This is a genomic window from Marinoscillum furvescens DSM 4134, from assembly GCF_003386095.1.
Taxonomy (GTDB): domain Bacteria; phylum Bacteroidota; class Bacteroidia; order Cytophagales; family Cyclobacteriaceae; genus Marinoscillum; species Marinoscillum furvescens.
Genome location: NZ_QREG01000004.1, coordinates 273894 through 299132 on the forward strand (window position 1 = coordinate 273894; position 25239 = coordinate 299132).

General features: G+C 47.8%; 18 protein-coding genes. 10 read left to right on the plus strand and 8 right to left on the minus strand.

Annotated elements, in window-relative coordinates:
• Positions 1-21 precede the first annotated feature (21 nt).
• The 5 genes from C7460_RS06685 to C7460_RS06705 are packed head-to-tail and all read right to left on the minus strand — an operon-like array spanning position 22 to position 5096.
• On the minus strand, positions 22-627 hold the full coding sequence (locus C7460_RS06685; protein ID WP_115867312.1) for an ABC transporter ATP-binding protein: 606 nt from the start codon (positions 625-627) through the stop codon (positions 22-24).
• Complete coding sequence (gene lpxA / locus C7460_RS06690; RefSeq protein WP_115867313.1) at positions 624-1409, minus strand: acyl-ACP--UDP-N-acetylglucosamine O-acyltransferase; 786 nt, start codon at positions 1407-1409, stop codon at positions 624-626. The genes C7460_RS06685 and lpxA overlap by 4 nt, the downstream gene beginning before the upstream one ends.
• On the minus strand, positions 1406-2800 hold the full coding sequence (locus C7460_RS06695; protein ID WP_115867314.1) for a bifunctional UDP-3-O-[3-hydroxymyristoyl] N-acetylglucosamine deacetylase/3-hydroxyacyl-ACP dehydratase: 1395 nt from the start codon (positions 2798-2800) through the stop codon (positions 1406-1408). The genes lpxA and C7460_RS06695 overlap by 4 nt, the downstream gene beginning before the upstream one ends.
• Complete coding sequence (gene lpxD, locus C7460_RS06700) at positions 2797-3843, minus strand: UDP-3-O-(3-hydroxymyristoyl)glucosamine N-acyltransferase (protein ID WP_115867315.1); 1047 nt, start codon at positions 3841-3843, stop codon at positions 2797-2799. Before lpxD ends, C7460_RS06695 begins: the two co-directional genes overlap by 4 nt.
• A complete protein-coding gene (locus C7460_RS06705; RefSeq protein ID WP_115867316.1) occupies positions 3840-5096 on the minus strand; it encodes an HD domain-containing protein in 1257 nt (418 codons plus the stop codon). Before C7460_RS06705 ends, lpxD begins: the two co-directional genes overlap by 4 nt.
• A 47-nt stretch (positions 5097-5143) precedes the next feature.
• Here C7460_RS06705 and porX point away from each other — a divergent pair, with 47 nt between their 5' ends.
• From porX to C7460_RS06720, 3 genes are read left to right on the plus strand one after another with little or no spacing between them, the layout of a single operon-like run.
• A complete protein-coding gene (porX, locus tag C7460_RS06710) occupies positions 5144-6697 on the plus strand; it encodes a T9SS response regulator signal transducer PorX (protein ID WP_115867317.1) in 1554 nt (517 codons plus the stop codon).
• Positions 6694-7122 carry a tRNA (adenosine(37)-N6)-threonylcarbamoyltransferase complex ATPase subunit type 1 TsaE gene (gene tsaE, locus C7460_RS06715; RefSeq protein ID WP_115867318.1) on the plus strand — a complete coding sequence of 143 codons (429 nt, stop codon included), beginning with the start codon at positions 6694-6696 and terminating at the stop codon, positions 7120-7122. The genes porX and tsaE overlap by 4 nt, the downstream gene beginning before the upstream one ends.
• Positions 7112-8338: an alanine dehydrogenase gene (locus tag C7460_RS06720; protein ID WP_245986210.1), complete on the plus strand. Its 1227-nt coding sequence runs from the start codon at positions 7112-7114 to the stop codon at positions 8336-8338. Before tsaE ends, C7460_RS06720 begins: the two co-directional genes overlap by 11 nt.
• A gap of 34 nt (positions 8339-8372) precedes the next feature.
• Here C7460_RS06720 and C7460_RS06725 read toward each other — a convergent pair whose 3' ends face one another.
• On the minus strand, positions 8373-8570 hold the full coding sequence (locus C7460_RS06725; RefSeq protein ID WP_115867319.1) for a DUF2281 domain-containing protein: 198 nt from the start codon (positions 8568-8570) through the stop codon (positions 8373-8375).
• A gap of 737 nt (positions 8571-9307) precedes the next feature.
• On the opposite strand from C7460_RS06725, the gene C7460_RS06730 reads away from it, so the two are divergent.
• Both C7460_RS06730 and C7460_RS06735 read left to right on the plus strand, forming a co-directional pair.
• Positions 9308-10012: an alpha/beta fold hydrolase gene (locus C7460_RS06730; RefSeq protein WP_115867320.1), complete on the plus strand. Its 705-nt coding sequence runs from the start codon at positions 9308-9310 to the stop codon at positions 10010-10012.
• 141 nt (positions 10013-10153) lie between these two features.
• Entirely contained in the window at positions 10154-10435 is a 282-nt protein-coding gene (locus tag C7460_RS06735; RefSeq protein WP_115867321.1) for a helix-turn-helix domain-containing protein, read from the plus strand.
• 356 nt (positions 10436-10791) lie between these two features.
• Here the strand turns inward: C7460_RS06735 and C7460_RS06740 are convergent, their stop codons facing one another.
• Positions 10792-13473 carry a valine--tRNA ligase gene (locus C7460_RS06740; protein WP_115867322.1) on the minus strand — a complete coding sequence of 894 codons (2682 nt, stop codon included), beginning with the start codon at positions 13471-13473 and terminating at the stop codon, positions 10792-10794.
• 165 nt (positions 13474-13638) lie between these two features.
• Between C7460_RS06740 and C7460_RS06745 the strand changes: the two genes are divergently transcribed.
• The 5 genes from C7460_RS06745 (at position 13639) to C7460_RS06765 (ending at position 24231) form a co-directional block, all read left to right on the plus strand.
• The gene (locus C7460_RS06745; RefSeq protein ID WP_115867323.1) at positions 13639-14766 is read left to right on the plus strand and encodes an MFS transporter; all 1128 of its coding nucleotides are present in this window, start codon (positions 13639-13641) and stop codon (positions 14764-14766) included.
• A gap of 70 nt (positions 14767-14836) precedes the next feature.
• A complete protein-coding gene (gene fahA / locus C7460_RS06750) occupies positions 14837-16108 on the plus strand; it encodes a fumarylacetoacetase (protein ID WP_115867324.1) in 1272 nt (423 codons plus the stop codon).
• Between the two features lie 8 nt (positions 16109-16116).
• The gene (locus tag C7460_RS06755) at positions 16117-17007 is read left to right on the plus strand and encodes a flavin reductase family protein (RefSeq protein WP_115867325.1); all 891 of its coding nucleotides are present in this window, start codon (positions 16117-16119) and stop codon (positions 17005-17007) included.
• 220 nt (positions 17008-17227) lie between these two features.
• On the plus strand, positions 17228-18229 hold the full coding sequence (locus C7460_RS06760) for a PorP/SprF family type IX secretion system membrane protein (protein ID WP_115867326.1): 1002 nt from the start codon (positions 17228-17230) through the stop codon (positions 18227-18229).
• Between the two features lie 17 nt (positions 18230-18246).
• Entirely contained in the window at positions 18247-24231 is a 5985-nt protein-coding gene (locus C7460_RS06765) for a T9SS type B sorting domain-containing protein (RefSeq protein ID WP_170147915.1), read from the plus strand.
• Positions 24232-24246: 15 nt separating this feature from the next.
• On the opposite strand, the gene C7460_RS06770 is transcribed toward C7460_RS06765, so the two are convergent.
• Positions 24247-25167 (minus strand): NAD-dependent epimerase/dehydratase family protein, encoded by a 921-nt coding sequence (locus tag C7460_RS06770; protein ID WP_115867390.1) that lies wholly within the window; start codon positions 25165-25167, stop codon positions 24247-24249.
• Between the last annotated feature and the right edge of the window lie 72 nt (positions 25168-25239).

Consider the following 25239-nt stretch of genomic DNA (forward strand, 5'->3'; position numbering starts at 1 on the left):
GGTAACGGGAGTAGAATAGCTTTAGTATATGGGTTTGTAGTTTTCAATGAAAATTTTTTGGGATGCTAGTCGGTACTCATCAGGTTGGTTGGAAGCGATGATCAGGCTTCGGTTTTGCTGCCAGTCTGCCAGTAACTGGTGGTACCATTTCACTCCACTTTCGTCCAGATTGGAGGTGGGCTCATCCAAAAACACCGCGCTGCCTTCATAGAAAAATGCCAATGCAAGTTTTACCCGCTGTTTCATACCTGACGAAAATTCGCGAATGGGTTTGTCGTGTGCGGGTGAAAGCTGTGCGGCCTCCATCATCTCAGGTATACCAATCAGTGGGTTTTTAAAACCTGCATGAAATTTTAAGTGCTCTGCCAGTGTAAACTCTTCGATGAGGTTTTGATATGGAGCCGCAAACCCAAAGCTCAGCTGAGGATGCTCTGTTTTATCACCAAAATGTATGGCACCTTCTGAAGGTGTAAGGTACCCGCTGAGGATTTTCAACAGGGTAGACTTACCTGAGCCGTTGTGCCCTGTGAGGGCTACAATTTCACCTGCTTTTAGCTCGGCATTCAATTTTCTAAATATCCAGTTTCGGTGGTATTTCTTACCGATATCCTCAAGTGTAATAGTCATAATAATCGTTCGTTTCCACGCACCAGGCCGCGGCTGGAATCTTCGATGAATTTGATAATGTCGTCTCGCTCAGGAGTAGGAGGTTGCTCTAGTTTGATCTTGTCCAGGGCTTCGGTGTTGTTGAGGCCACTCAGGTAAAAAATCCGGAAGATGTCCTGTATCTCTCTGATTTTCTCATTGCTAAAGCCTCGTCTGCGAAGCCCGGTGGAGTTTACACCAGCATACGCCAAAGGGTCACGTGCAGCTGTGATATATGGAGGTACGTCTTTGCGCACCAGCGACCCGCCTGATATCATGGTATGTGCACCTATTTTTACAAACTGATGAATGGCTGTGGTGCCTCCCACGAAAGCATGTTTGCCCAGATGAACGTGCCCAGCCATCTGCACACTATTGGCCAGGATGACATGATCACTGATCACACAATCGTGAGCTATGTGGGTATACGCCATAAGTACGCAGTGAGCACCCACCGCAGTATTGCCACGATCCAGTGCAGTGCCTTTATTTACAGTGACGCATTCGCGAATGGTGGTATCATTGCCGATGGTCACGGTGGTTTCTTCACCTCGGTATTTCAAATCCTGTGGCTCTGCAGCAATCACCGCTCCGGGAAAAATCCTGCAACGCTCACCTATGCGTGCGCCATCCATGATGGTGACGTTTGGGCCGATCCAGGTGTTGTCACCAATGGTAACGTCATCGGCTATGTAGCTAAATGGGCCTATGGTCACATTTTGGCCTATGTGTGCCTGTGTGCTGACGTGTGCTTCGTGAATCATAAATCTTTTCGTACGATGCTGGCGGTCATGATGCCTTCACAAACCAGGTTGTTACCGACGTAAGCTGCACCTTTCATTTTAGCAAATCCCCTGCGGATCGGCTGCATAAGTTCCAGTTTCATCACTAGCGTATCGCCGGGTACTACCATCTTTCTAAACTTGAAATTTTCGATCCCCAGGAAGTAGGTCCAGTAGTTTTCTGGGTCAGGCACAGTATTGAGCACGAGGATACCGCCGATTTGCGCCATGGCTTCCACTTGCAATACGCCCGGCATTACGGGGTTGCCAGGGAAATGGCCTGCGAAAAAGGGCTCGTTCATCGTGACGTTTTTGATGCCAGCAACTTGCTGATCGTCCAGGTGGAAGATCTTATCGATGAGCAAAAAAGGATACCGGTGAGGCAGCAGTTTGGTGATTTTGTTGATGTCCAATACCGCGGGCACCTTGGGGTCATACTGCGGGATATTGGAGTGGCTTTCACCGGCCATTATTTTTTTAAGCTTGCGAGCAAAAGCGATGTTGGTGCTGTGGCCTGGGCGGGCAGCGAGAATCTGTGCTTTAATGGGGCGGCCTACCAGAGCCAGGTCACCCATTACGTCCATGAGTTTATGACGTGCAGGTTCGTTGCTATAGTGGAGTTGTTCTTTGTTGAGAATCCCTTCCTCAAAGTGCTCGATGTGCTCCTTGCCGAGCATTTTACATAGCTCTGCTACCTCAGATGGTTCCACTTTGCGGTCTACCACTACTACGGCATTGCTCAGGTCACCGCCTTTGATGAGGTTTTGCTTGTGGAGCTCTTCTATTTCGTGCAAAAAGCAAAAAGTCCTGCTTTTGGCTATATCTCGTTCGAAATCTTGCAGCTTGTTGAGTGAAGCATGCTGGCTGCCCAGCACCTGCGAGTTGTAGTCTACCATCACGGTGATGCGGTAGTCATCAAGTGGGAGTGCAGCTATTTCTACCCCCAGGTTTTTGTCCTGCAGAAATATGCTTTCGGGTATTTCATAGAAGTTTCGCTGGGCATTTTGCTCTTTGATGCCTGCAGAGGTGAGTGCCTCCACGAAGGGCTGAGCGCTACCGTCCATGATCGGTATCTCTACGCCTGTGACTTCTATGGTGATGTTGTCTATCTCAAGCCCCACCAATGCCGCAAGCACGTGCTCTACGGTGTGGATCACTGCTCCGTCTTTTTCCAGTGTAGTACCGCGCGTCACTCCAGTGACAAAATCCACATCCGCAGGGATAATGGGCTGCCCCTCCAGGTCCATACGCTGAAAACGAATTCCCTGATTGGGTCGGGCAGGCGCAAACGTAAGCTCACATGGAGCCCCTGTGTGGAGTCCATGTCCCTTTATGCTGATCGGCTTGCTGATGGTCTGCTGATAGAGTTTCATTTGGAGGTTTTGCCTGAAGTCAAATTTAGGAGTTTTTGTTCAAGATGCTCAATTCGGCTCATGAGTTCTGGGAGCTTCTTGTATACGGCGTAGGACTTCAGGTAGTTGTGGCGATCGATGGCGGGTACGCCAAAAAGGATCTGGTCTGATTTGGTGTTTTTGGTGACGCCTGACCGTGCGCCCACTGTGGTATGGTCGGCAATGGTGATATGGCCTACTGTGCCCACCTGGCCACCGATTTTCACGTATTTTCCTACTTTGGCTGAGCCTGAAATGCCCGTTTGGGCGGCAATCACGGTATGCATGTCTATGGAGACATTGTGAGCGACCTGAACCAGGTTGTCAATTTTTACTCCGTCCGCAATGACTGTAGACCCCACCGTAGCACAATCGATGGTGGTGTTGGCTCCAATGTCTACATGGTTGCCGAGCACCACATTGCCCGTCTGGGGGATGTTTTGGTACGAACCATCTGGCTGTGGGGCAAACCCAAATCCATGAGAACCGATGACCGCTCCGGCGTGTATGTTGCAGTAGCTACCTACATGTGTGCCGGGGTAGAGCTTTGCGCCGGGGTAGATGATGCTATGGTCACCTATGACACAGCCATCACCAATATATGCCTGCGGGTGGATTTTGACATGATTGCCCAGTGCTACATCATCACCCAGATAGGCCATGGCTCCAATGTATACCTCCGCGCCCCATTTCACATTTTTACCGACAGAATGTGGTGTTTCCAGGCCTGACTTTGCCTGACCTGCTGCACGCTGAAAGTGTGCCAGAAGCGTGGAAAACGCCAGGTAGGGGTCATCTACGGTGATAAAGTCCAGGTTAGGATAGTCCGCAGTGTGGAAATCCTTTGCTACCAGAATGCCTCCGGCAGTAGAGTGCTCCAGAAATTTGAGGTATTTGGGGTTGGCCAAAAACGTAAGCTCGTCCTTTGTAGCCGCTTCTATTTTGCCCAGGCCAGTAATCGTTTTTTTGGCATTGCCAGCGCAATGTCCGTCCAACAGTTGTGCTATTTGACCGAGTGTCATCATACGGGAGACTCTTCCTGTGGGAGTTCTGGTAGTGTGAGGTTTTTCGGATAGCAGAGGTAGTATTTTTTCACGATTTTGCTCATCGCTTTGATGTTTGGAAGGTCAGTAGCCTGTGCTACGTCTACTACTTCACCGGTTTTCATCAATATATTGATACTGCCACCCCTGGCAATGTATGCGGAGTTGCTGATGCTTCCTTTCTGTATGAAATGCTTCGTTTCGGCCTGAGTAAGGCCTTCCTCCTGAAGCTGCTGCTGTAGTGAGTCGGTGAGCTCCGAAGGGAACTTTTCGTTGGAAAGCTTGATGGCCCACAGTCGGCGGTTGAGCAGGGCATGACTGAGCCGCGCCAGTACCACATCATCGTGAGACTGCCACATCTTGATGCACCCCCAGATGTCTGTGTCGTCTAGCATGGTGAAGATGTCTAGCAGGTCTTTGTCATCAAAAAACTCCTGACGGCTAATGTCGCGCTCCAGAAAGATGCGAAAGGCAGGAGTGGCTGGCACATCTTTGCCTTTTTGCGTCAGCTTTTTTGCGCGCTTGATCAGGGAGATGAGCATGGCTTCTGCTGCTACAGAGGTTTTGTGCAGGTAGACCTGCCAGTACATGAGCCTTCTCGCACTGAGAAAATTTTCTATGCTGTAGATTCCTTTTTCCTCTACTACCAGCTGATCGTTTTCCACATTGATCATTTTGATGATGCGCTCTGCGCCGATGGTGCCTTCGTATACGCCCGTGAAAAAGCTATCACGCTTCAGGTAATCCAGCCGGTCTACATCCAGTTGGCTGGATACGAGCTGATGCAAAAACTTGCGGTGATAGGTGCCGGTAAATATCTGCTTGGCCATCTCCAGGCGGCCGCCAAATTCTTTGTTGAGCTTGTCAAATATCCACAGGGAAATCTGCTCGTGCTGTACATCCTGAAACAGGCTAAACTCCAGTGTGTGAGAAAAAGGACCATGGCCCACGTCGTGCAGGAGGATGGCTATGAGTGCTGCTTCATACTCTGCATCGAAGATCATCACACCTTTGGTGCGCAGTGTATCCAACGTTTTTTGCATCAGATACGTAGCACCTATAGCATGGTGAAACCGTGTATGCAGTGCGCCGGGATACACCAGATCGGTAAGGCCGAGCTGCTTGATCCTGCGCAGCCTTTGAAAATATGAATGCTCAATAATATCAAATACCAATTCGTTGGGTATATTGATGAATCCGTAAACAGGATCATTGAGTATTTTCTTTTTATTCAAAGCAAAAACGGTTTAATATTTGTTTTTCGAACGCCAAAAATAGCTGAATGCAGAAATATAGAATTTTATGGGCTGATGATGAAATAGACCTTCTCAAGCCACACATACTTTTTTTGAGTAACAAGGGCTTTGAGGTGACACCCGTAAACAGTGGTGCGGATGCACTGGAAGAAATCGATCATCAAACGTTCGATATCGTATTTTTAGATGAAAATATGCCCGGCATGACCGGCCTGGAGACGCTCAACTACATCAAGTCTACCCATCCCAACTTACCCGTGGTGATGATCACCAAAAGTGAGGAGGAGCACATCATGGAAGAGGCCATTGGCGCGAAGATCGCAGATTATTTGATCAAGCCCCTCAATCCTAACCAGATTTTGCTGTCGGTAAAGAAAATTTTGGACAACAAGCGCATTGTCTCGGAGCATACCAATCAGGGCTACTTGCAGGAGTTTCAGAAGCTGAGCATGGACGTGCAGGATTTGGAAGATTTTGAGGGGTGGGCAGAGCTCTATCGCAAGCTGGTTTACTGGGACCTGGAAATAGACGATACCGATGATAAGAGCATGCTGGAAGTGCTCAACAATCAGCGCTCTGAGGCCAATCAGCGTTTTTCGGATTTTTTGGAAGAAAACTATAAAGACTGGATCACGGATCCGGACGTGGACCGCCCGCTGATGTCGCATCAGGTGCTGAAAAAGAAAGTCTTTCCGCTCCTAAAGCAAGAAAAGCCGGTGTTTTTGATTGTGATCGACAACCTGAGGTATGACCAATGGGAAATCTTGCAGCCCGAAATAGCGGAGCTCTTTGATGTGTCTAACAAGGAATATTATTACTCCATATTGCCGACTACTACGGCTTATGCCAGAAATGCACTGTTTGCGGGTATGATGCCTTTGGATATTTCCAAAAATCACCCGAAGCTATGGGTAGGTGAGGATGTGGAAGAGGGCAAAAACCTGCATGAGTCGAAGCTTTTGGGTGAAAACCTAAAGAAAGAGCGACTGGATGTAAAGTACAGCTACCACAAAATAGTAAAGATGCAGGATGGAAAGAATCTGGTGGATGGAGCCAAAAACCTGCTGAAGAATCAGCTCAATGCGATCGTATTCAACTTTGTGGACATGCTGAGCCATGCACGCACCGACATGCAGATGATCCGCGAGCTGGCGCCAGACGAGTCGGCCTACCGCTCACTCACCCGGTCTTGGTTTAACCACTCATCGCTGTATGACCTGCTGAAGTTTCTCAGCGAACAAGACGTGAAAGTGGTGGTGACTACCGATCATGGCACGATAAGGGTGAAGAAGCCCTGCAAGATCATAGGCGATAGAAATACCAACACCAACCTGCGCTACAAAGCAGGCAAAAACCTGGCTTTCGATGAGGGCGATGTGTTTTTTACACGAAACCCTGAAGAACTACGCCTTCCTAAAGTGAATGTGAGCACGAGCTTTGCTTTTGCACGGGAAGACTTTTTCTTTGCGTATCCAAACAATTTTAACCACTACGTGAACTTCTACAGGGATACTTTCCAGCATGGGGGAGTGAGTATGGAAGAGGTGATCGTGCCATTGGTGGAGCTAAGTCCGAAATGAAAACACTAACGATTGCTTACGAGTCTGAGCTGGCAGATGTAGCCCGCGAGCTATTGCCACTGATACAGCGCCAACCTATCGTATGCTTCCATGGTGAGATGGGAGCCGGCAAAACCACACTGATCAAAGTGATATGCGAGCAGCTGGGTGTGCAAGATGCGATGAGTTCTCCCACGTTTTCGATAGTCAATGAATACCGCGATGCGGAAGATGCGCCCATCTATCATTTCGATTTTTATCGGGTGGAGAAGCTACAGGAGGCGTTGGATATTGGGGCGGATGAGTACTTCTACTCGGGAGATGTGTGTCTGATAGAGTGGCCTGAGATGATAAAGGAGCTGATTCCAGAGTCTCACCTTGAAATAAATATTAAATTAGTGGGAGCGAACCAACGTGAAATAACCATCCTTTCGCATGGCGGATAAAATGAAATCAGGATTTGCAGAGCTGGCCCGTGAGCAGCGATTATATACACAGGAGGCTCCCGCCAAAGTGCAAAAGCAGTCGCGTGCTTTGTTTATAGGAGTGCCTCGCGAGGTGTCTTTGCAGGAGAGCAGGGTATCGCTAAAACCGGAGTCTGTAGAGGTACTCACCAGCAATGGCCATGAGGTATGGGTAGAAGCTGGTGCTGGCAAGTCTGCCAACTATACAGATAACGAGTATAGCGAGGCTGGTGCCAAAATAGTAGAAGCGCGCAAGGAGGTTTTTCAGGCCAATATCGTACTGAAGGTGGAGCCACCCACCATGAAGGAAATCGACCTGCTCAATGAGGGGGCTACGATCATTTCGGCTTTTCAGTCTGGCCGGCAGTCGGTAGATTTTATCCATGCCCTCAATAAGAAGAAAATTACGGCCATCGGCTATGAGTTTATCGAAGACAAAGTAGGGGGCTTGCCACTGGTGCGGGCCATGAGCGAAATAGCCGGGAGTACGGTGATGCTCATAGCTGCTGAGCTGCTGAGCAATACCAGTGGCGGACAAGGGGTGATCCTTGGCGGTATTACCGGAGTGCCACCTACTCAGGTGGTGATAGTGGGTGCAGGTACCGTGGCGGAGTATGCTGCGCGAGCGTCTATAGGACTGGGCGTAGACATCCGTATCTTTGACAATCACATCTACAAGCTGCGCCGCATCAAGCATGCCCTGGGGCAGCAGATCCATACTTCTACCATAGACAATGCCACGCTTTCGCACGCTTTGGCGAATGCCGATGTAGTGATCGGAGCAATACGAGCAGAAAAGGGTAGAAACAAGTGTGTCATCACCGAGGAAATGGTGAGTCAGATGAAGCCAGGATCAGTGATCATAGACGTGACGATAGATCAGGGCGGCTGTATAGCTACCAGTGAGATGACCAGCCACAACAAGCCTACATTTACACGGCATGGTGTAGTGCACTACTGCGTGCCCAATATAGCTTCTCGTGTGGCGCGCACGGCTTCTATAGCCATATCCAACATATTTACTCCCATACTCCTGCATGTGGCGGATGCTGGAGGTATCGATGAGATGATCTTTAATCATCCGTGGTTTATGCGCGGGGTGTATACCTATAGAGGGAGTGTGTGCAACATCCACCTGGCCCGAAAGTACAATCTGGGCTATAAGGACCTCAACTTGCTGATGGCGGCCCGGTTTTAGAGGTTGTTGGGTGTCGCTTTCTTGATTTAAAAACTTACAAGTTCGCCCATGCCTCATCTTCTTCTGGGGTGTTCCAATCTTTTGACAGTACCTGTTCGCTGGCATAGGTAGTTGCTATGCGTTCCTGCTGCTTTTGTTTAAACTTCAAGAATTTCATGTACTGATAGAGGTCGGCTAATAACCTGTCTGGGATTTCATTGATCTCTTTTTGTATTTTCTCTCTGATCAGCATAAGTACTACTTTAATACAAAATAACGATTTCCATCCAACTTTTGATTGCGGTAACCGGTGATGTTTTCCTATAGATGGTTTAAAGTACAACGTTGACTGTTTTTGTATTGTTCTTGCAAAGCGTTGCATGCGTTTATTTGCGTCTTTGTGAGCTCCCTCGGACGGGTGATGCGTTTTTCTGCGTGTTTATGGGCTCCCCCGGCTGGGTGATGCGTTTTTCCGTGATGGTGGTGCGTTCCCCTTCGCCGGCATGGATTCCCCAAGACAGATCGTGCGTTCCCCTAGGGAGGTGATGCGTTTTTCGCTGGCGGCATGCGTTCCCCTCAGAAGAAGATGCGTTTTATTGGCTGGATGGTGCATTCCCCCGTGTGGGCATGGACTGCCCAGGGGTGGTGATGCGTTTTTTGAGTGAGCTAAAACCTTGGAGGTTTTCAAAACCTCCAAGGTTTACAGCGGGCCCTTGTTGGTCTTATGATCAACGAGGGAGTGGAGAGAGCTGCAGGTGATAACACCTACAGCGGCAGGGGGTAGCGTGGTGCCCCTAACAATTTTAACGATCACGAGCAGAGCGGACTCAGGAGGGGTGTATTATAGGCTTTACAGCTGCTAATTCATAGATATTTTGCGAAAAATGGTTTGTTGGGGCTGCTCAATCTGTTAGATTAGTAAAAGGTACAAGTCCATTAGGGGCATTTATGTGTATTATTTTCGGTATTACGAGCAGTTAAAGTATTTCCATGAACAGTAATAAGCTAATACTTATACCAGGAGCCTGGTCTGATAAAACTATTTGGGAACCTCTTGAAACAGAATTAGAAAAATTAGGCATTGAGTCGAATGCGCTAACTCTGGATGGATTGAAAAAGAAGGATCATTCAAAAGGGGTTGATTTAAAGGGACATGTGGATTCTGTTGTTGCGTTTCTTGACTCTCAAGATCACAAGCAAAACTACTTAGTTGGACATAGTTATTCTGGATTGGTAGCATCAATGGTGGCTGATCAAGTTCCTGAAAAAGTAATTGGGCTGGTTTTTATAGAAGCTTTTCTGCCCGAAGATGGAAAATCACTACTTGAAATAGCAGGATTAGACATTGTAGAGGAAACGACTGAAATAGAAGAAAATGGTGGTTTTTGGTTACCTCCCACAAGTGATGAATTGTCATCTCAACCATTTCTTACAGAGAAGCATATAGATTACCTAACCAATAATATGGTAGGTCATCCTGGAAAAACCGTCACAGATAAGGCTGAATTGGTAGGCAAAAACCTCCAAAGTATTGCTTCATTTTATATAGGCGGGAACCTTTCAGCTAGTGTGAAAAATAATCCTAATTTTCCTCAGATTGATTTTCATAAAATAGAAGGAGGTCATTGGCCGATGTTGACAATGCCTCGAAAACTATCCGAAATACTTAGAAATATAATGCATACGAATAGCTAAGGGCTCTTGTAGTCTGATGGTCTGGGACTCTAGTCTTAGATAGGTTAACGGTTTCCTTAAAAAGTCAAACAAGGACTATGTCAAGGCAATAAAAAGGGCCGAACGAATTCTTGAAGAGTATTTGAATGAAAATGAGTGACTATGAAAGCTAAAAGCGCGAAGGAGCTATTGAACGATCGCTATGGTGAACGAGGGACTGAACAACGCCAACAATTCAGAGAGGAAGCGTTTTCATATTATTTTGGTGAGATCATTAAGAACAGAAGGAAGGAACTCAAACTAAGTCAGAGTGAACTTGCAGAACGAATTGGGAAGCAAAGGCCTTACATTTCCAGAATTGAGAATGGTGAAGATATCCGAATTTCGAACCTAGCTTTAGTTGCAAACGCCTTGGATCTCTCAATCGAAGTAACAGCGAAATAACGGAATACTGTAATTACTATCGATTTTGTCCTGAACTGCCTCGAATACCATTTAATCAAGCATCGATCGTTTAAAAATTAAAACCTTGGAGGTTTTCAAAACCTCCAAGGTTTACAGCTTGCCCTTGTTGGTCTTGTGACCAACGTGGGAGAGGAGACAGCTGCCGGTGACAACATCTTTGGTACAAGTTTGACCGCATGGTTTTGTCCTATGCTTCGAGGCTAGGCGCCCCCCCAAGACTCAACATGACCAAAACAACGAAGGTCTGATATACTGATGCCCTCCCCTAAAACAAAAAAGCACTGACTCCCAAAAGGTTTGCCAGTGCTTTTTTTAATTTTATCTATCCTCAGTGCTTATCCCAAAGCTGCCAGGCTCGCTTCTAGTGAAGCAATCTTGGCTTCTGCGTCGGCTTGCTTTTTCTTTTCCATCTCCACTACTTTCTCGGGAGCATTGTTGACGAAGCGCTCGTTGCTGAGCTTTTTGGCTACCGATTTTAAGAAGCCTTTGGTGTATTCCAGCTCTTCGGTGAGCTTTTTCTTTTCGGCTTCTACGTCGATCTCCTCAGATACGGGCACAAACAGCTCATGGCTCTGGATCACAAAGCTAAAGCAGTTTTCGGGCTTGGTATCAGTGAAGTTTACTGCCGACACGTTGGCCATTTTCTGAATGGAAGTAGCGATTTTCTCCACCAGCTCCTTTTGGTCCGTTTTGATGGTGAGCTCCAGCGCTTCTTTTGGCGAAAGCCCTTTGCTATTGCGCAGATTTCGGATGTTTGACGTGATTTCAAACAGCAGCTCTGCAGCGCTCAGCACTTCCTTGTCGAATGGCTTTGCTTCTGGCCAGCTGGCCACTATGAGGTCATCGCCTGCATTGCGCTCGGCTATACCGTGCCAGATTTCCTCCGTGATAAACGGCATGAAGGGATGCAGAAGCTTTACTACCTGCTCGTAAAACCCGATGGTCTTGTCATAAGTAGCCTGATCGATAGGTTGCTCAAAACCCGGCTTGATCCACTCCAGATACCAGCTGCAGAAGTCATTCCACACAAGCTTGTACACGGTCATGAGTGCATCAGACAGTCGGTATTTGCTAAAGTGATCTTCCAGTTCGGCTTTGGCCTCCTGAAAACGGCTCTCGAACCACTCTACAGCGAGCTTGTTTTCGGCACTGGTCTCCGTAGCTTCCGTTTTCCAGCCTTTTACCAGACGGAAGGCATTCCAGATTTTATTGGCAAAGTTTCGGCCTTGCTCCACAAGTTTTTCATCAAAAAGCAGGTCGTTGCCCGCAGGTGACGAAAAGAGCATTCCCGTACGCACACCGTCAGCCCCGTACTGCGCGATCAGGTCCAGTGGATCTGGCGAGTTGCCCAGTGATTTGGACATCTTGCGGCGCTGCTTGTCGCGCACGATACCGGTTAGGTATACGTTTTTAAACGGTTTGTCGCCTTTGTATTCGTATCCGGCTATGATCATACGTGCGACCCAGAAAAACAATATCTCCGGTGCTGTTACGAGCGTATCCGTAGGGTAGAAGTAGTCCAACGCGGGGTTGGAGCCTTCTTTGATCTTGCCATTTTCCGCATCAAAGTGCTCGTCATCAAAGCCATCAAATACCGCAAGTGGAAACAACCACGAAGATGCCCATGTGTCGAGCACGTCTTCGTCTTGCTTGAGGTCTGCGGCAGTCAGGGCGCTGTTGCCAGACTTTTCTTGAGCCAGGGTGAGGGCTTCTTCTGCGCTGGCAGCCACCACATAGTCGTCATCACCTTCACCGTAGTAGTAGGCTGGTATGCGTTGGCCCCACCAGAGCTGACGTGAGATACACCAGTCGCGCACGTTTTCCATCCAGTGGTTGTACGTGTTTTTAAACTTTGGAGGGTGTAGTAAAATCTCGTCTTCCATCACCACCTGGTGTGCAGTGCGGCTGATTTCTTTCATTTTGATGAACCACTGCAGCGAGAGCTTTGGCTCTACTACGGTATTGGTTCGTTCTGATCTACCGATGCGGGTTTCAAATTCCTCTTCTTTTACCAGAATATCGGCAGCTTTCAGGTCTTTTACGATTTGCTTACGTACAGCAAATCGGTCCATACAAACATACTTGTCTATGCCGCAGTTTTCATTGAGGGTGCCGTCCAGGTTGATGGTGTCGATCACCTCCAGGTTGTGGCGTTGGCCTATTTCATAGTCATTGGGGTCGTGTGCAGGAGTTACCTTAAGACAGCCCGTACCAAAGTCTAGCTCTACATAAGTATCCCCAATGATCGGGATCTCACGGTTTACGAAAGGCACGATGGCTTTTTTGCCGATCAGGTGTGCATGGCGTTCGTCGTTCGGGTTTACGGCAATGGCCGAATCTCCAAGGATTGTTTCCGGACGCACCGTAGCGATGGTCACAAACTCATCACTGTCTTTGATCTGGTATTTTACGTGGTAGAGTTTGGCCATTTCTCCACCCTCCTTATAGATCACCTCTTCATTAGAGAGTGCTGTTTTGGCTTCACAGTCCCAGTTGATCATGCGCAGGCCACGGTAGATGTAGCCTTTTTTGTACAGGTCGATAAACACCTTGATGACCCCATTGTAGTAGTTGTCATCCATGGTAAAGGCCGTACGGTCCCAGTCGCACGAAGCACCCAGCTTTTTGAGCTGTTCCAGGATGATGCCGCCATATTTTTCTTTCCACTCCCAGGCGTATTTTAGGAATTCGTCACGGGAGAGGTTACTTTTTTTGATGCCTCTTTCGCGGAGCATGGCCACTACTTTGGCTTCTGTAGCAATAGACGCGTGATCCGTGCCCGGTACCCAGCATGCCTCTTTGCCTTCCATACGTGCTTTACGGATGAGTACGTCCTGTATGGTGTTGTTGAGCATGTGACCCATGTGGAGTACTCCGGTGACGTTTGGAGGGGGGATGACGATCGAGTAAGGCTCCTTATCAGGATTGACTTTTGCTTTGAAAAGTCCCTTGTCCATCCAGTGTTGATACCATTTATCCTCCGTTTGTGCCGGGTCGTATTTAGTAGAAAGCTCCATTGAAATAATGAGATTTTACTCCGTATATTGATTAGTGGGCAGCAAAGGTAGTTTTTTGAAGCCAATGTGCATGTGATTGGTCTTAAAGAAAATTTTCGGATATTAAATCCAAAGGGAAACCTGTGTACGTACTTGTATTAGTTCGATCATCAACTTTTTGAAATTATGAATTCTCAATCAACAGCAATTACAGCTCCAGCAAGTGCTGGTAGCACCAGCCAGGTACTTTGGAAACAACTTTTAAGCCTTACGCTGCTTTATGCCTCGGTCATCATCGGCTGGATCGCGTATTACAACTACCAGCCAAAGCTTTTAGAGGCATACAACTTTACTGACCTTACCCTGTTTTTATTTGTGACTCAGGGGATAATAATGGTGATTACGCCTCCTATAGCAGGGAGGCTGGGTGACCGCTTTCGCAAAAAGGCAGGCAAACGTCTTCCGATCATCTCGGCAGGAGTCAGCTTTGCAGCCATGATTTTTATGGCTACAGCCTTTACCTTATTTACAGAGCCCGGACCTATTTTTCGATGGATACTGCCAGGCCTTATCACACTGTGGTTGTTTTCCATGGCTTTGTTCACCAGTCCTGCTATCTCCACCATCGAGTTGTTTGTGCCCGTGAAGCGTCTGCCTACTGCTATGGCATTATTGACCATTGTATATGGGTTGCTATACTCTGTAGAGCCGGTTATTGTAGATATCATTGATTTTCTAGGTGCCCCGCTTACGTTTGTGGTAGGCGGTGTAGCGGTGTTTTTGAGCGGTATGCTCATGAACAAAAACACCAAAATAGTCACCGACAAGCCTAAGAAAACGGAGCTGGCCAAATCAGACTACACTTATGCCTTTGTGCTGGGTATGGCACTTGGCCTGGCTACTACCGTGATGTTTAACCTCTTTCCAGAGTGGTTTGCTGAGCAAAACTTTCGGTTGTTTGGCGTAGGTGGAGATGCCATCATTTCGATCATCCTGGCGGCAGTGGCCATACTCTCTTTGCCGATCAGTAAGTATGCGGAGAGCCGGTCGGTCTACCTGACCATCTTGCTAGCTATTGTAGCTACCGTTGCCATAGTTGCTGGTCTTTACTTTTCGAGCAGTGCTATTCTGACTACTTTACTATTGTTACTCTTTGCCACTAGCTATGCCTTGATGTCTGTGAGCTTTTTGCCCCTGGCACTCACTGTAGTGAAAGACAGCCACAAGGTGTTTGGAGTAGGTATTTTCTTTGCAGGCTTTGAGTTGCCAAACGGAATATTGGAAGCCTTTTTGGTAGCGCAGGGTAATTTCTAGTCGATTTTTGAGAAAACGAAAGTAACCATCTATCATTGCAGCTGTTACTACAAATAAACAGCAGCAATATATGATCAAGGCAAATAACCCCGAATTATCGTCTTGGATCGAAGTACCAGCAGGTTCTGATTTCCCAATCCAGAATCTGCCTTTTGGTATTTTCAAGACCAAATCCATTTCTCCTCGAGCAGCCACCGCAATAGGTGATTTTGTCGTGGACCTTCATTCCCTTCATGAGTATGGCTTTTTTGCCGGGATAGCTCTCCCAAAAGATGTGTTTGCGCATGCAACCCTCAACTACTTCATCAGCTTGGGTAAGGAAACTACTGGAGCGGTTCGTGAGCGACTTTCTGAGCTCCTTCAATCGGACAATGCTGAGCTGAGAGATCAGCCCGAGGCACGTGAAAAGGCCTTTTATCGTCAAGCTGAGGTGGAAATGCTTCTGCCTGTGAAAGTAGGCGATTATACGGATTTTTACTCTAGCGAACAGCATGCCTTTAATGTGGGAAGCATGTTTAGAGATCCTGACAATGCGCTGCTTCCCAACTGGAAGCACATTCCAGTAGGCTATCATGGGCGTGCGAGTAGTATCGTGGTGTCAGGTGTAGACATTCGCCGACCGAAAGGCCAGACCCTGGAGCCAGGTGCTGATGCGCCTACTTTTGGACCTACCAAAAGACTTGATTTTGAATTGGAAATGGCGTTTATAACCGGGAAGGCTACGCAGATGGGTGATTCCATTTCGGTGAATGAGGCTGAAGATTACATCTTTGGATTCAGTCTTTTTAACGACTGGTCGGCTCGTGATGTGCAAAAGTGGGAGTACGTGCCATTGGGGCCATTTCTGGCGAAAAATTTTGCTTCTTCAATTTCCCCATGGATCGTAACGCTCGATGCGCTGGATCCTTTCCGCGTGCCCGGTCCGAAGCAGGACCCGAAGGTGCTGCCGTATTTGGAGTACTCGGGAGACAAAAACTTTGACATCAACCTGGAAGTGCTGATACAGCCTGAAAACGCTGACGCCAAGCGCGTTTCATTGAGTAATTTCAAATACATGTACTGGAACATCGCCCAGCAGCTGGCACACCATACGGTAAACGGCTGCAACATCAATGTAGGCGACATGTATGCCAGTGGTACCATCAGCGGGCCTACACCAGATTCCTATGGCAGTATGCTAGAGCTGGCATGGAAAGGCACCAAGCCAGTGCCCATGCCCGACGGTACCGAGCGGAAGTTTATCCATGATGGAGATACAGTGATTATGAGAGGATTTGCAGAGAAAGATGGAGTACGGATAGGCTTCGGTGAAGTGAAAACGAAAGTTTTACCTGCTACTTAAAAAAATCCATGAAAAGTTTTTTACCCAAAGAGCTGCCCACCCCCCAGCTGCATCAATTGCTACTGGGTACAGTGGCACCACGTCCCATCGCTTTTGCCAGCACAGTGAGTAAGTCTGGTGAGGTGAACCTGAGTCCGTTTTCTTTTTTTAACGTATTCAGTGCACATCCGCCGATCATGATTTTTTCGCCGGCCAGGCGTGTACGTGACAATACTACCAAGCATACACTGGAAAATGTGCTGGAGGTACCCGAAGTGACGATCAATATCGTGAACTATGACATGGTGCAGCAGATGTCGCTAGCCAGCACAGAGTATGATCGTGGAGTAAACGAATTTGAAAAGGCGGGCTTTACGGCCCAAAAATCCGATCTGGTAACTCCCCCGTGGGTAGCCGAGGCCCCGGCAGCTTATGAGTGTAAAGTGATAGAGGTGAAGCCACTAGGCGAAGAAGGTGGTGCCGGAAACCTCGTGATCTGTGAAGTGCTTAAGCTCCATATTGCAGAGGAGGTTTTTACAGATAACAAAGTAGACCCGGCACAGCTAGATGCTGTAGCCCGCATGGGAGGGGACTGGTACTGCCGGGCACAGGGCGATGCACTGTTTGAAGTAGCCAAGCCACTGCGGACCAAGGGTATAGGCGTTGATCAGATACCTCCGAGCATTCGAAACAGTCGGGTGCTGACAGGAAATGACCTGGGTATGCTGGGCAATGTGGAGCAGCTGCCTACGGAAGAAGAAGTAGCTAATTTTGCTGCCGAGCCCGAAGTAAGTGCGATACTGGAATATGCCGACCATGAGCCCGATCGCATTCAAACGGAGCTACACAAACTAGCCTCCAATTACTTGAAGTACAATGATCCAATAGGTGCCTGGAAGGTGCTTTTGCAGGAATATTGAGGAAAAGGCCTGCGCAAACTGGGCAGGCCACTCACCGAATACCTCATAGTAGGTAGTGCATCTCTTCGAAAATTTGGAGAATTTTAAGGTATGCTATCGGCAGCCACAAGAAAAATGTTGCCTTTGGCAAAATCATAGGGGTAGGGAGTAGTTGTTCCTGATCGTTGTAAGAGTGGGACAACTATATTTACCGCTAAGTAGGCCTAACCAAATTGTGAGAATGAGAAAGTTGCTTTTAATGCTTGCGCTTGCGGCAGTGTCGTGGGAGGTGCAAGCACAGGATATCCGATTTACCCAGTTTTATCAGGCACCGATTTACCTCAATCCGGCCTTTACCGGCGCTACCGGAATGGCTCGCGTAGGTACCAACTACCGCAAGCAGGGTTCAGCCAATGAGTCTTCGTTTAAAACTCATTCGGCCTATGCAGATTACTATTTCAAAGACTTTTATGCCAGCGCAGGAGTGCTCCTTTTGTCAGATCAGGATGAGTTCAATGGCTTTTTTACGCGCACAGTCGCCTTGCCGATTAGCTATGACTTTTCGGTAACTAAAAATATAACTGTAAAGCCTGCGCTTCAAGGTTCGTTTTCTCAACAAGGGATAGATTTTAGCCACTTTCTCTTTTCTGATCAGATCGATAATGAAGGTAACGTCTCAGGTGGCAGCAATGAGCCCCTCGCGGTAAATGACCAAATCAGCTACTACGATGTGGCCTTTGGTGTGCTTACTTTCGGTAAGCAATGGTGGTTTGGCTATGGCATGCACAACCTGCTGCAAAACAACGTGTCGTTTGTAGAAGGAGGGGAGGCTACATTGCCAATACGCTACTCTGTACATGGCGGGTACACCATCAAGCTGGATAAAACCCGCAGAAAGTCAGCGCCAGTGAAAACCATGATGCCCACCTTTAGCTACATCTCACAGGGAGGTTTTTCACAATTGGATGCGGGAGTGATTTTTCAATTAGAACCGCTGATTTTTGGAGCGCTATACAGAGGTATTCCCAACCCTACTTATGATGGTGATTATTCAGCCATTTCGTGGGTGGTGGGAGTGAGCAAGTTTGATATTTCTGTAGGCTACAGCTATGACATGCCTCTGGATAATGCTACGCAGCCCGGGGGTATTCATGAGATTTCGCTCACCTTTTTGTTTGACCCCACAGACCCCAATGCTACGCCACGTTCGGCAAAACGTCTGAAATGTCCACTTCCCTACTAACCGAAAAGCTGTCCAAGATGAAGAAATTAATACCACTTCTTTTGATAATCCTGTCTTTTGGAGCTCATGCCCAAGACTGGAATTTTAGCCTTACTGTTACCAACGAAACGTGTTATGATGCAGGGGATGGCTCCATAGATATAACTATGTCTGGAAATATCAGCGGGTTCAATTTTACCTGGTCTGTAGCGGATTCCAGTGATTTAGCCACGCCAATAGCTACTGGATCGGTTGGCTCTTCCAGCCCTGATCTAAAGGAGTTTTTACCTGACGGAGGCTATGCCGTGACGATCACTAAAGATCTTAGCACCGAAGAGCGAACCAAAGGAGCAGTGGTGGGAGGCTCTACTACCGCACTGACGGTGACCAAAACGATTGTCCAGCAAAATATCTGTGCCGGGGATGCTTCCGGGGAAGTGCAAGCGTCTGCTAGTGGTGGCACACCACCTTATGAATATGGACTTGGCTTTGGTGCTGGTGCCGTGACACCAAACTATACGGGTGGTTTTACGGATAATGGTGGTTTGTTTGAAAACCTGGCTGCAGCTACTTATCGGGTGTTTGTTCGCGATGCATATGGGTGCGATGTAGGTAATACGGGCGGTGACTTTCAGATCACGCAGCCTAGTAGTATCCAGATACAGTACGATACCATCAACGCCAACTGTAATAACGAGGCGGGTCTCATAGAAATCACCTCTATAGCTGGTGGTACACCTTTCGATCCGGGGGCCGCAGGTCCGTTCAATTACACGGTGGAGTGGTTTGATGCAGACGGTACACAATTAACCGGTTTTGATAATGAAGCAGCACTGAATGGATTGGATTCGGGGGAGTACAGCGTGACGATTACCGATAAAAATGGCTGTACAGGGGTGCAGGAGTTTCAGATATTCAAAGGCTTTAACCTGGAAGTCAACAGCTTTACCAATATAAGCTGTACCAATGCAGAAGATGGAGAAATTCAGGTGCGCCTGGACACGGATTCTCAAGATGATGAGGCCCCATTTTCCTTGCGCATTTACGATGGAAACGACCAGGAAATCGTTCCTCAAAGAAAAACAGGAATTGAAGCTGGGAATACTAGTTTTTCAGGCTTAGGTCCTGATACCTATCGAATAGAAGCCGAAGGCAATACCGGATGTGTGCTAGAGGTCTCCCAGGAACTTACTGAGCCAAGTGCTCCCAAACTGGATAGTGCTACCATGTCACCAGTTATTTGTAGAACCGAGTCTACGGGCTCCATCACGTTTTATGCTTCTGGAGGCACAGGTAATTATCGCTATTCAGTAGATGGTGGGGCCAATTACTACACTTCACCTACTATATCTGGCATTACTGCTGGTACGTATGATCTCTGGATTCAGGATGATAACAATTGCCCTGTAGATGTGGCAGATATCACAGTGACTGAGCCACTGAAAGAATGGGGGCTGGTAGAAGTCAGTCAATCCGATATTACCTGCAATGGAGCGGGCAATGGGTCGTATACTTTCGAATTTGATACCTCCAAGGACACCGATCCCGTGGTGGAGGATGACAACATCGTATGGAAAGATCGTGATTCGGGTGAAGTGATTGCTACTGGTGTGTTTCAAAAAGATGACCTGGAAGAAGGTGCCTACCGGATAGAAGTCACGGCCAATTCAGGTTGCTATCGGGAATTGAACTTTGATATTTCAGAACCAGCAGCTTTGGAAATTCTTGGAGATGATCCGCAGTTTGAATGTCCGGCTTCCCTAAGCTCGGCGCCCACAGAAATCAATGTGAACGTTACTGGCGGAACTTCTCCCTATACCTTCGAATGGAAGAAAAATGGTGGCGCTCTTTCTGGGGAATCGGCCTCTAATACGGCAACTAGCTCCACTTTGAGCAACATCAGCGATGATCTTACTTATACGGTGATCGTGACCGATGGAAATGGGTGTGATACCACGCGCTCGTTCAATATCTCCATTCCTGCGGAAATCGAGATTACGCTGGAGTCGGCTATCACGGTGGCCTGTAAAGGAGAGCTTACGGGAGCTATCGATATGAGTGTCACCGGTGGTACGCCACTGAGTAGTGGAGCCTATAATTTTGACTGGTCCAAAGATGGCTCCAGCGGATACGCCTTCACTGAAGACCTTTCAGATCTGGGGCCAGGGGAGTATCAGCTGACTGTACGAGACCTCAATGACTGTGAGCAGGTAGCCGATACGGTGATAGAAATCACTGAGCCAGCGACTACCTATGAAATCACTGGCACGGTGACCAATGTGGTGTGTAATGGGGATGCCAATGGCAGCATAGACGTCACCATCGATCGGGATGCGGGAGATGCTCACCCCGATATCAAAAGCAACATTACCTGGACAAAAGACGGGGTAGCTTTCCCGGAAGGCAATGGTCGCAGGGACCTCACTGGATTGGCACCTGGTGAGTATGTGATCACTACCGAGGATGAGGTTTATGGATGTGTGAAAAGCAAGACGTTTACCGTGGTGGAGTTTTCAGAGTTGCTATTGGCTTCCAGTAGTACTCAAAATGAATGCTTCAATGATGCCAACGGAGAAATATCCATAGCACCATCAGGCGGCTACCTGGCAGGCGGCTCTTCCTATCAGGTGCGCTGGTACAAAAACAATGTGCTGGATGCCAGCAACAATGACGCCCTCACGTATAGCAGCCTTACTGACGGTACTTACCGGGTAGAAGTTACTGATGATATGGGTTGTGAAAAATCCGAAACCATTAAGCTACAGTCTCCTGATGAGTTGGTGGCGACTGCAAGTATTACCCATGTGGCATGTAAGGGAGAGAGCACAGGAGCACTAGATGTGACTATAACAGGTGGTGTTACACCTTATGAATTGGCCTGGACCAAAGATGGTGCTACGTTGGCTACAGTAGACGAAGACCTGAGTGACCTGGAAGCCGGTGCTTATGCACTCACCATTACGGATGCGAATGATTGCGTATCGGATACTTATACGTTTAATGTTACAGAGCCGTCCACCACCTATAGCATCAGTGCAGAAGTCACTCCGGTGATCTGCAATGGCGCCAATGATGGAGCTATAGACCTCACAGTTACACGAACCGGCTCGCCTCAACACCCCTTTCCAGACATTTTCTGGACCAAAGATGGTGTGGCTTTCGCCGAAAATGTAACCGATATCAATAATCTGGAGCCAGCCACCTATGCCGTAACTGTGGAAGACGAATATGGCTGTGTACGTACTGCCAGTTATGAGGTGGAAGAGTATCCAGAGCTGGATTTTAATGCCACTGTGGTGGAAAACGAATGCGATGGAGATGCTGCAGGTTCGATTACGCTGGACATCAACGGAGGGTATTTGGGCGGTAATGCCGGATATACCATTCGCTGGTACAAAGGAGGTACAGTGAATGGATTGCAAAACGATAAGACTTCATGGAAAAACCTGGAAGACGCCATCTACCGGGTGGTGATCGCTGACTCAGTGGGATGTAGCAGAGACACTACCATTACCCTTTCGGCTCCTGAGCCAATAGCCGCTACGGCCTCTGTGCAAGACATCAAATGCAAAGGAGAAGAAACCGGGTACATAGCTCTTGAGGTTTCGGGAGGTACAGCGCCCTATTCCATCCTGTGGAAGAAAAATAATGCACTAGGAGAAGATATCAGTACGGAAGACTCTATCTACAATCTCGCTCCTGGCGATTACTACGTGCAGATAGATGATGCTAATGACTGTGATGCTTTTACGGCGACTTATACCATTTCGGAGCCAGCCACTGTTTACCAGATTTCTTTAAACCCTACCGAAATTCAGTGTGTGGATGAAAGCAACGGAGCCTTGGAGCTATCGATCAGTGCTGATGGCGGGCACCCAGACGATTATACCGTGTCGTGGACGCGAAATGGGGTGGCGCTCTTTTCTGAGGCCAATGTGACAGTAGCTGCCGGATCTACTATTTCTGATCTGGACTCGGCAGTATATGAGGTGACCGTGCAGGATGCAAACGGCTGTGAGCGCACAGCCAGCTATACTATGGATGACCCGGATCAAATCTACTTCCGGCCTGAAATCACCCCCGTAACCTGCAATGGCTATAGCGATGGAGGGATCACCCTGGACCCTACTGGTGGCTATGGGAACTTTACTGTAAAGTGGGAGAGCCAAACCAGCGGCACCCTTGCCGACACAGATTTCGACCTGGCCAATATCCCAGGAGATAAATATACCGTAACACTCACAGACGAAAAGGGGTGCGCTATCGATACCATAATCTTTGTGGATGACCCGGCACCTATCGTCGTTAATGCTACCATTACGGATCCCAAGTGTACTGGTGGGGCGGATGGTGCCATCAGTATAGAAGTAAGCAATGGCACGCCTCCATATAGCTATCGCTGGTTGTTGGATGATCGGCTGATTAGTACGGAGCAAAATATTTCTGAGTTGGTCGCAGGTACCTACGAGCTGGAAGTGACTGATCAGCAGCTCTGTACTTTTACTGCCAACGACTATATAGTGAGCGATCCTCCATCAGATTTTAGCATCTCCGGAGTGATCGATAAAGTCACCTGTTTTGATGACCTGGACGGGGCTATAGATGTGACCATAGAAGTAACTGGTGCTGCAGCACTGGAGTATGACGTATACTGGGAAAAGGATGGTGAGCTGTTTTCGCAAAACAGTGAAGACCTGTCGGGCATAGGAGCTGGAAGTTATGAGCTATTTGTAGAAGATCAATACGGCTGTATCAAGTCAACAACCTTTGAGATTGAAAACCCATCAGCGCTGGCCCTGGAGTTTGCGATCGAAAATGTGCTCTGCTATGATGGTAATACCGGGAGCGTATCGGTACAGGTAAGTGGAGGATATGGAGATTATACGTACAGCTGGCAAAAAGATGGAGAAGCTTTTGAAAACACTTCTTCTTTTGCCAATAACCTGGAGGCGGCGTTTTACAAAGTGACCGTAGAGGACAAAGAAGGATGTACCATCAGTAGGACTGTGGAGGTCACTCAGCCAGATCCATTTGTGATTGCATTGACTTCACAAAACAACACGTGTGCCACGCCTTACGATGCGGAAATAGACGCTACCGTGAGTGGTGGGGTGCCACCCTACAAGCTTCAGTGGTTTAAGGATGGCCTGCCGTATAGTAAAGAAGAGGACCTGTCGGCTATTCCGGCGGGAGTCTATCAGCTGACAGCTACTGACTCCAATTTTTGCGAAACGGCCTCTGTAGAAGTGACCATAACCGCACCAGAGCCACTAGGTATATCGGTCATCAGTAAAGAAGATAACTTATGTCCAAATACCGAAAATGGCTCGCTTTCTGTGCAGGGTACGGGTGGTTCATTTCCATACACGTATTCCTTTGACAGTGCGGCGTTTAGTTCTGTCAACAACTATGTAAACCTGGCCGGTAGAGATTACCTGCTGGAAGTAAAAGACGATGTAGGCTGTACCTATGATACGCTGATACGTATGCGCAACCAGTATGAGTTGGAGGCAGAGTTTAGCATCAAAACGGAAGAGTTTGCGATTGATTTTCCAATAACACTGACGGATGAATCACTTGGCGAGGGGCTGGTGTCCTGGTTTTGGAATTTTGGAGATACCCGTGCCTCCGAAGAACAAAATACGGAAGTGATCTACGAAACTCCAGGTACGTATGCGGTGACGCTCACGGTGGAAAACGAAGTAGGCTGCACCATGTCTAAGACAGACACGCTGGAGATCATTCAAGGATACAATTTTGCGGTACCTACGGCATTCACTCCCAATGGGGATGGCCGCAACGAAAACTTCAGGCCTGGATTTAAAAACGTTACTTCTCTGGTGATGCGTGTGCAGAACCGAAATGGGCAGATCGTTTACAGCTCAGATAAGCTTTCTGCTTCATGGGATGGTACATTTAGTGGTAAAGACGTACCTCAGGGGTCTTACTATTATGAGATCACGTATACGGCCAAATCTGGCGTGACCCGTAAAGCTTCAGGGAAAATATTCTTGATGAGGTAAAAAAAATGGGCGTTATTAAAACGCCCATTTTTTATGAAAGTCTTCCATTTGCTCTTTAAACGTTTGCTTTTCGCCCAGCTCCATGTGTGCTGCCAGCTTTAGGTCTGTACTGGCTACAATGTTTCTCAGTTTGAGGTGCTGATTGATGAAGATAAATTCCAGCGTAGGGTTGATTTCCTTCATGACGTCCACAATATCCAGAACTGCCAGGTTGCGCTCTATCAGATTATAGGTGCCAGCAGGTACATCAGCAGTCAATAGTCTGTTGAAGACGTCAGAGATATAGTCTACATGTACAAACGCCCGCTTTTGTTTGCCGTCTCCATGGATGGTAATCATGTTGTTGAAGTTACTCTCAAAAACAAACTTGTTGATCACCGAATCAAACCGCATGCTTCGGCTAAATCCATAGATGTTTCCACTTCGAATGATGTGGGTTTTCATTTTGGATTGCAGACGAGCTACGTGTTCTTCGCCTCTTAGCTTGGAGATGGCGTAGAAGGTACGTGGGTTTGGTGCTACACTTTCGTCTAGTGGAGTAGTGGACGACCCATATACTCCTATGCTGCTGCAGTAGATGAAGTGCTGTACGTTGCTTTCTTCCACGGCATATACCAGTTCGGCTGTACCCCAGTGGTTGACCTGCTCAAAAAAGTGCGGGTCTGTGGTGGAGTAGGGGGTGGCTACTTTGGCAGCCAGGTGATAGACCACATCCACGTCTTCCAGCGCTTTGTTGAGTTTGCGTGAGTCCAGGAGCTCCCCTTGTATGAAGGTGATTTGCTCATGGTTGGCATATTTGTGTCCTGTAAAGAAGGCAAAATTGTCTCGGCTGAGGTTGTCATAAACCTTGATTTGGTTTACTTCAGGATTTTGCGATAGCTGCTTAATGAGTTCGGTGCCCAAATATCCGGCACCCCCAGTGATCAGTACATTCATGTTTTTATCGGGTTGGAGTTTTGCGAACAGCAGCCGCAAAACTAAAATGATCTAATGAATTAGGATGGGTTA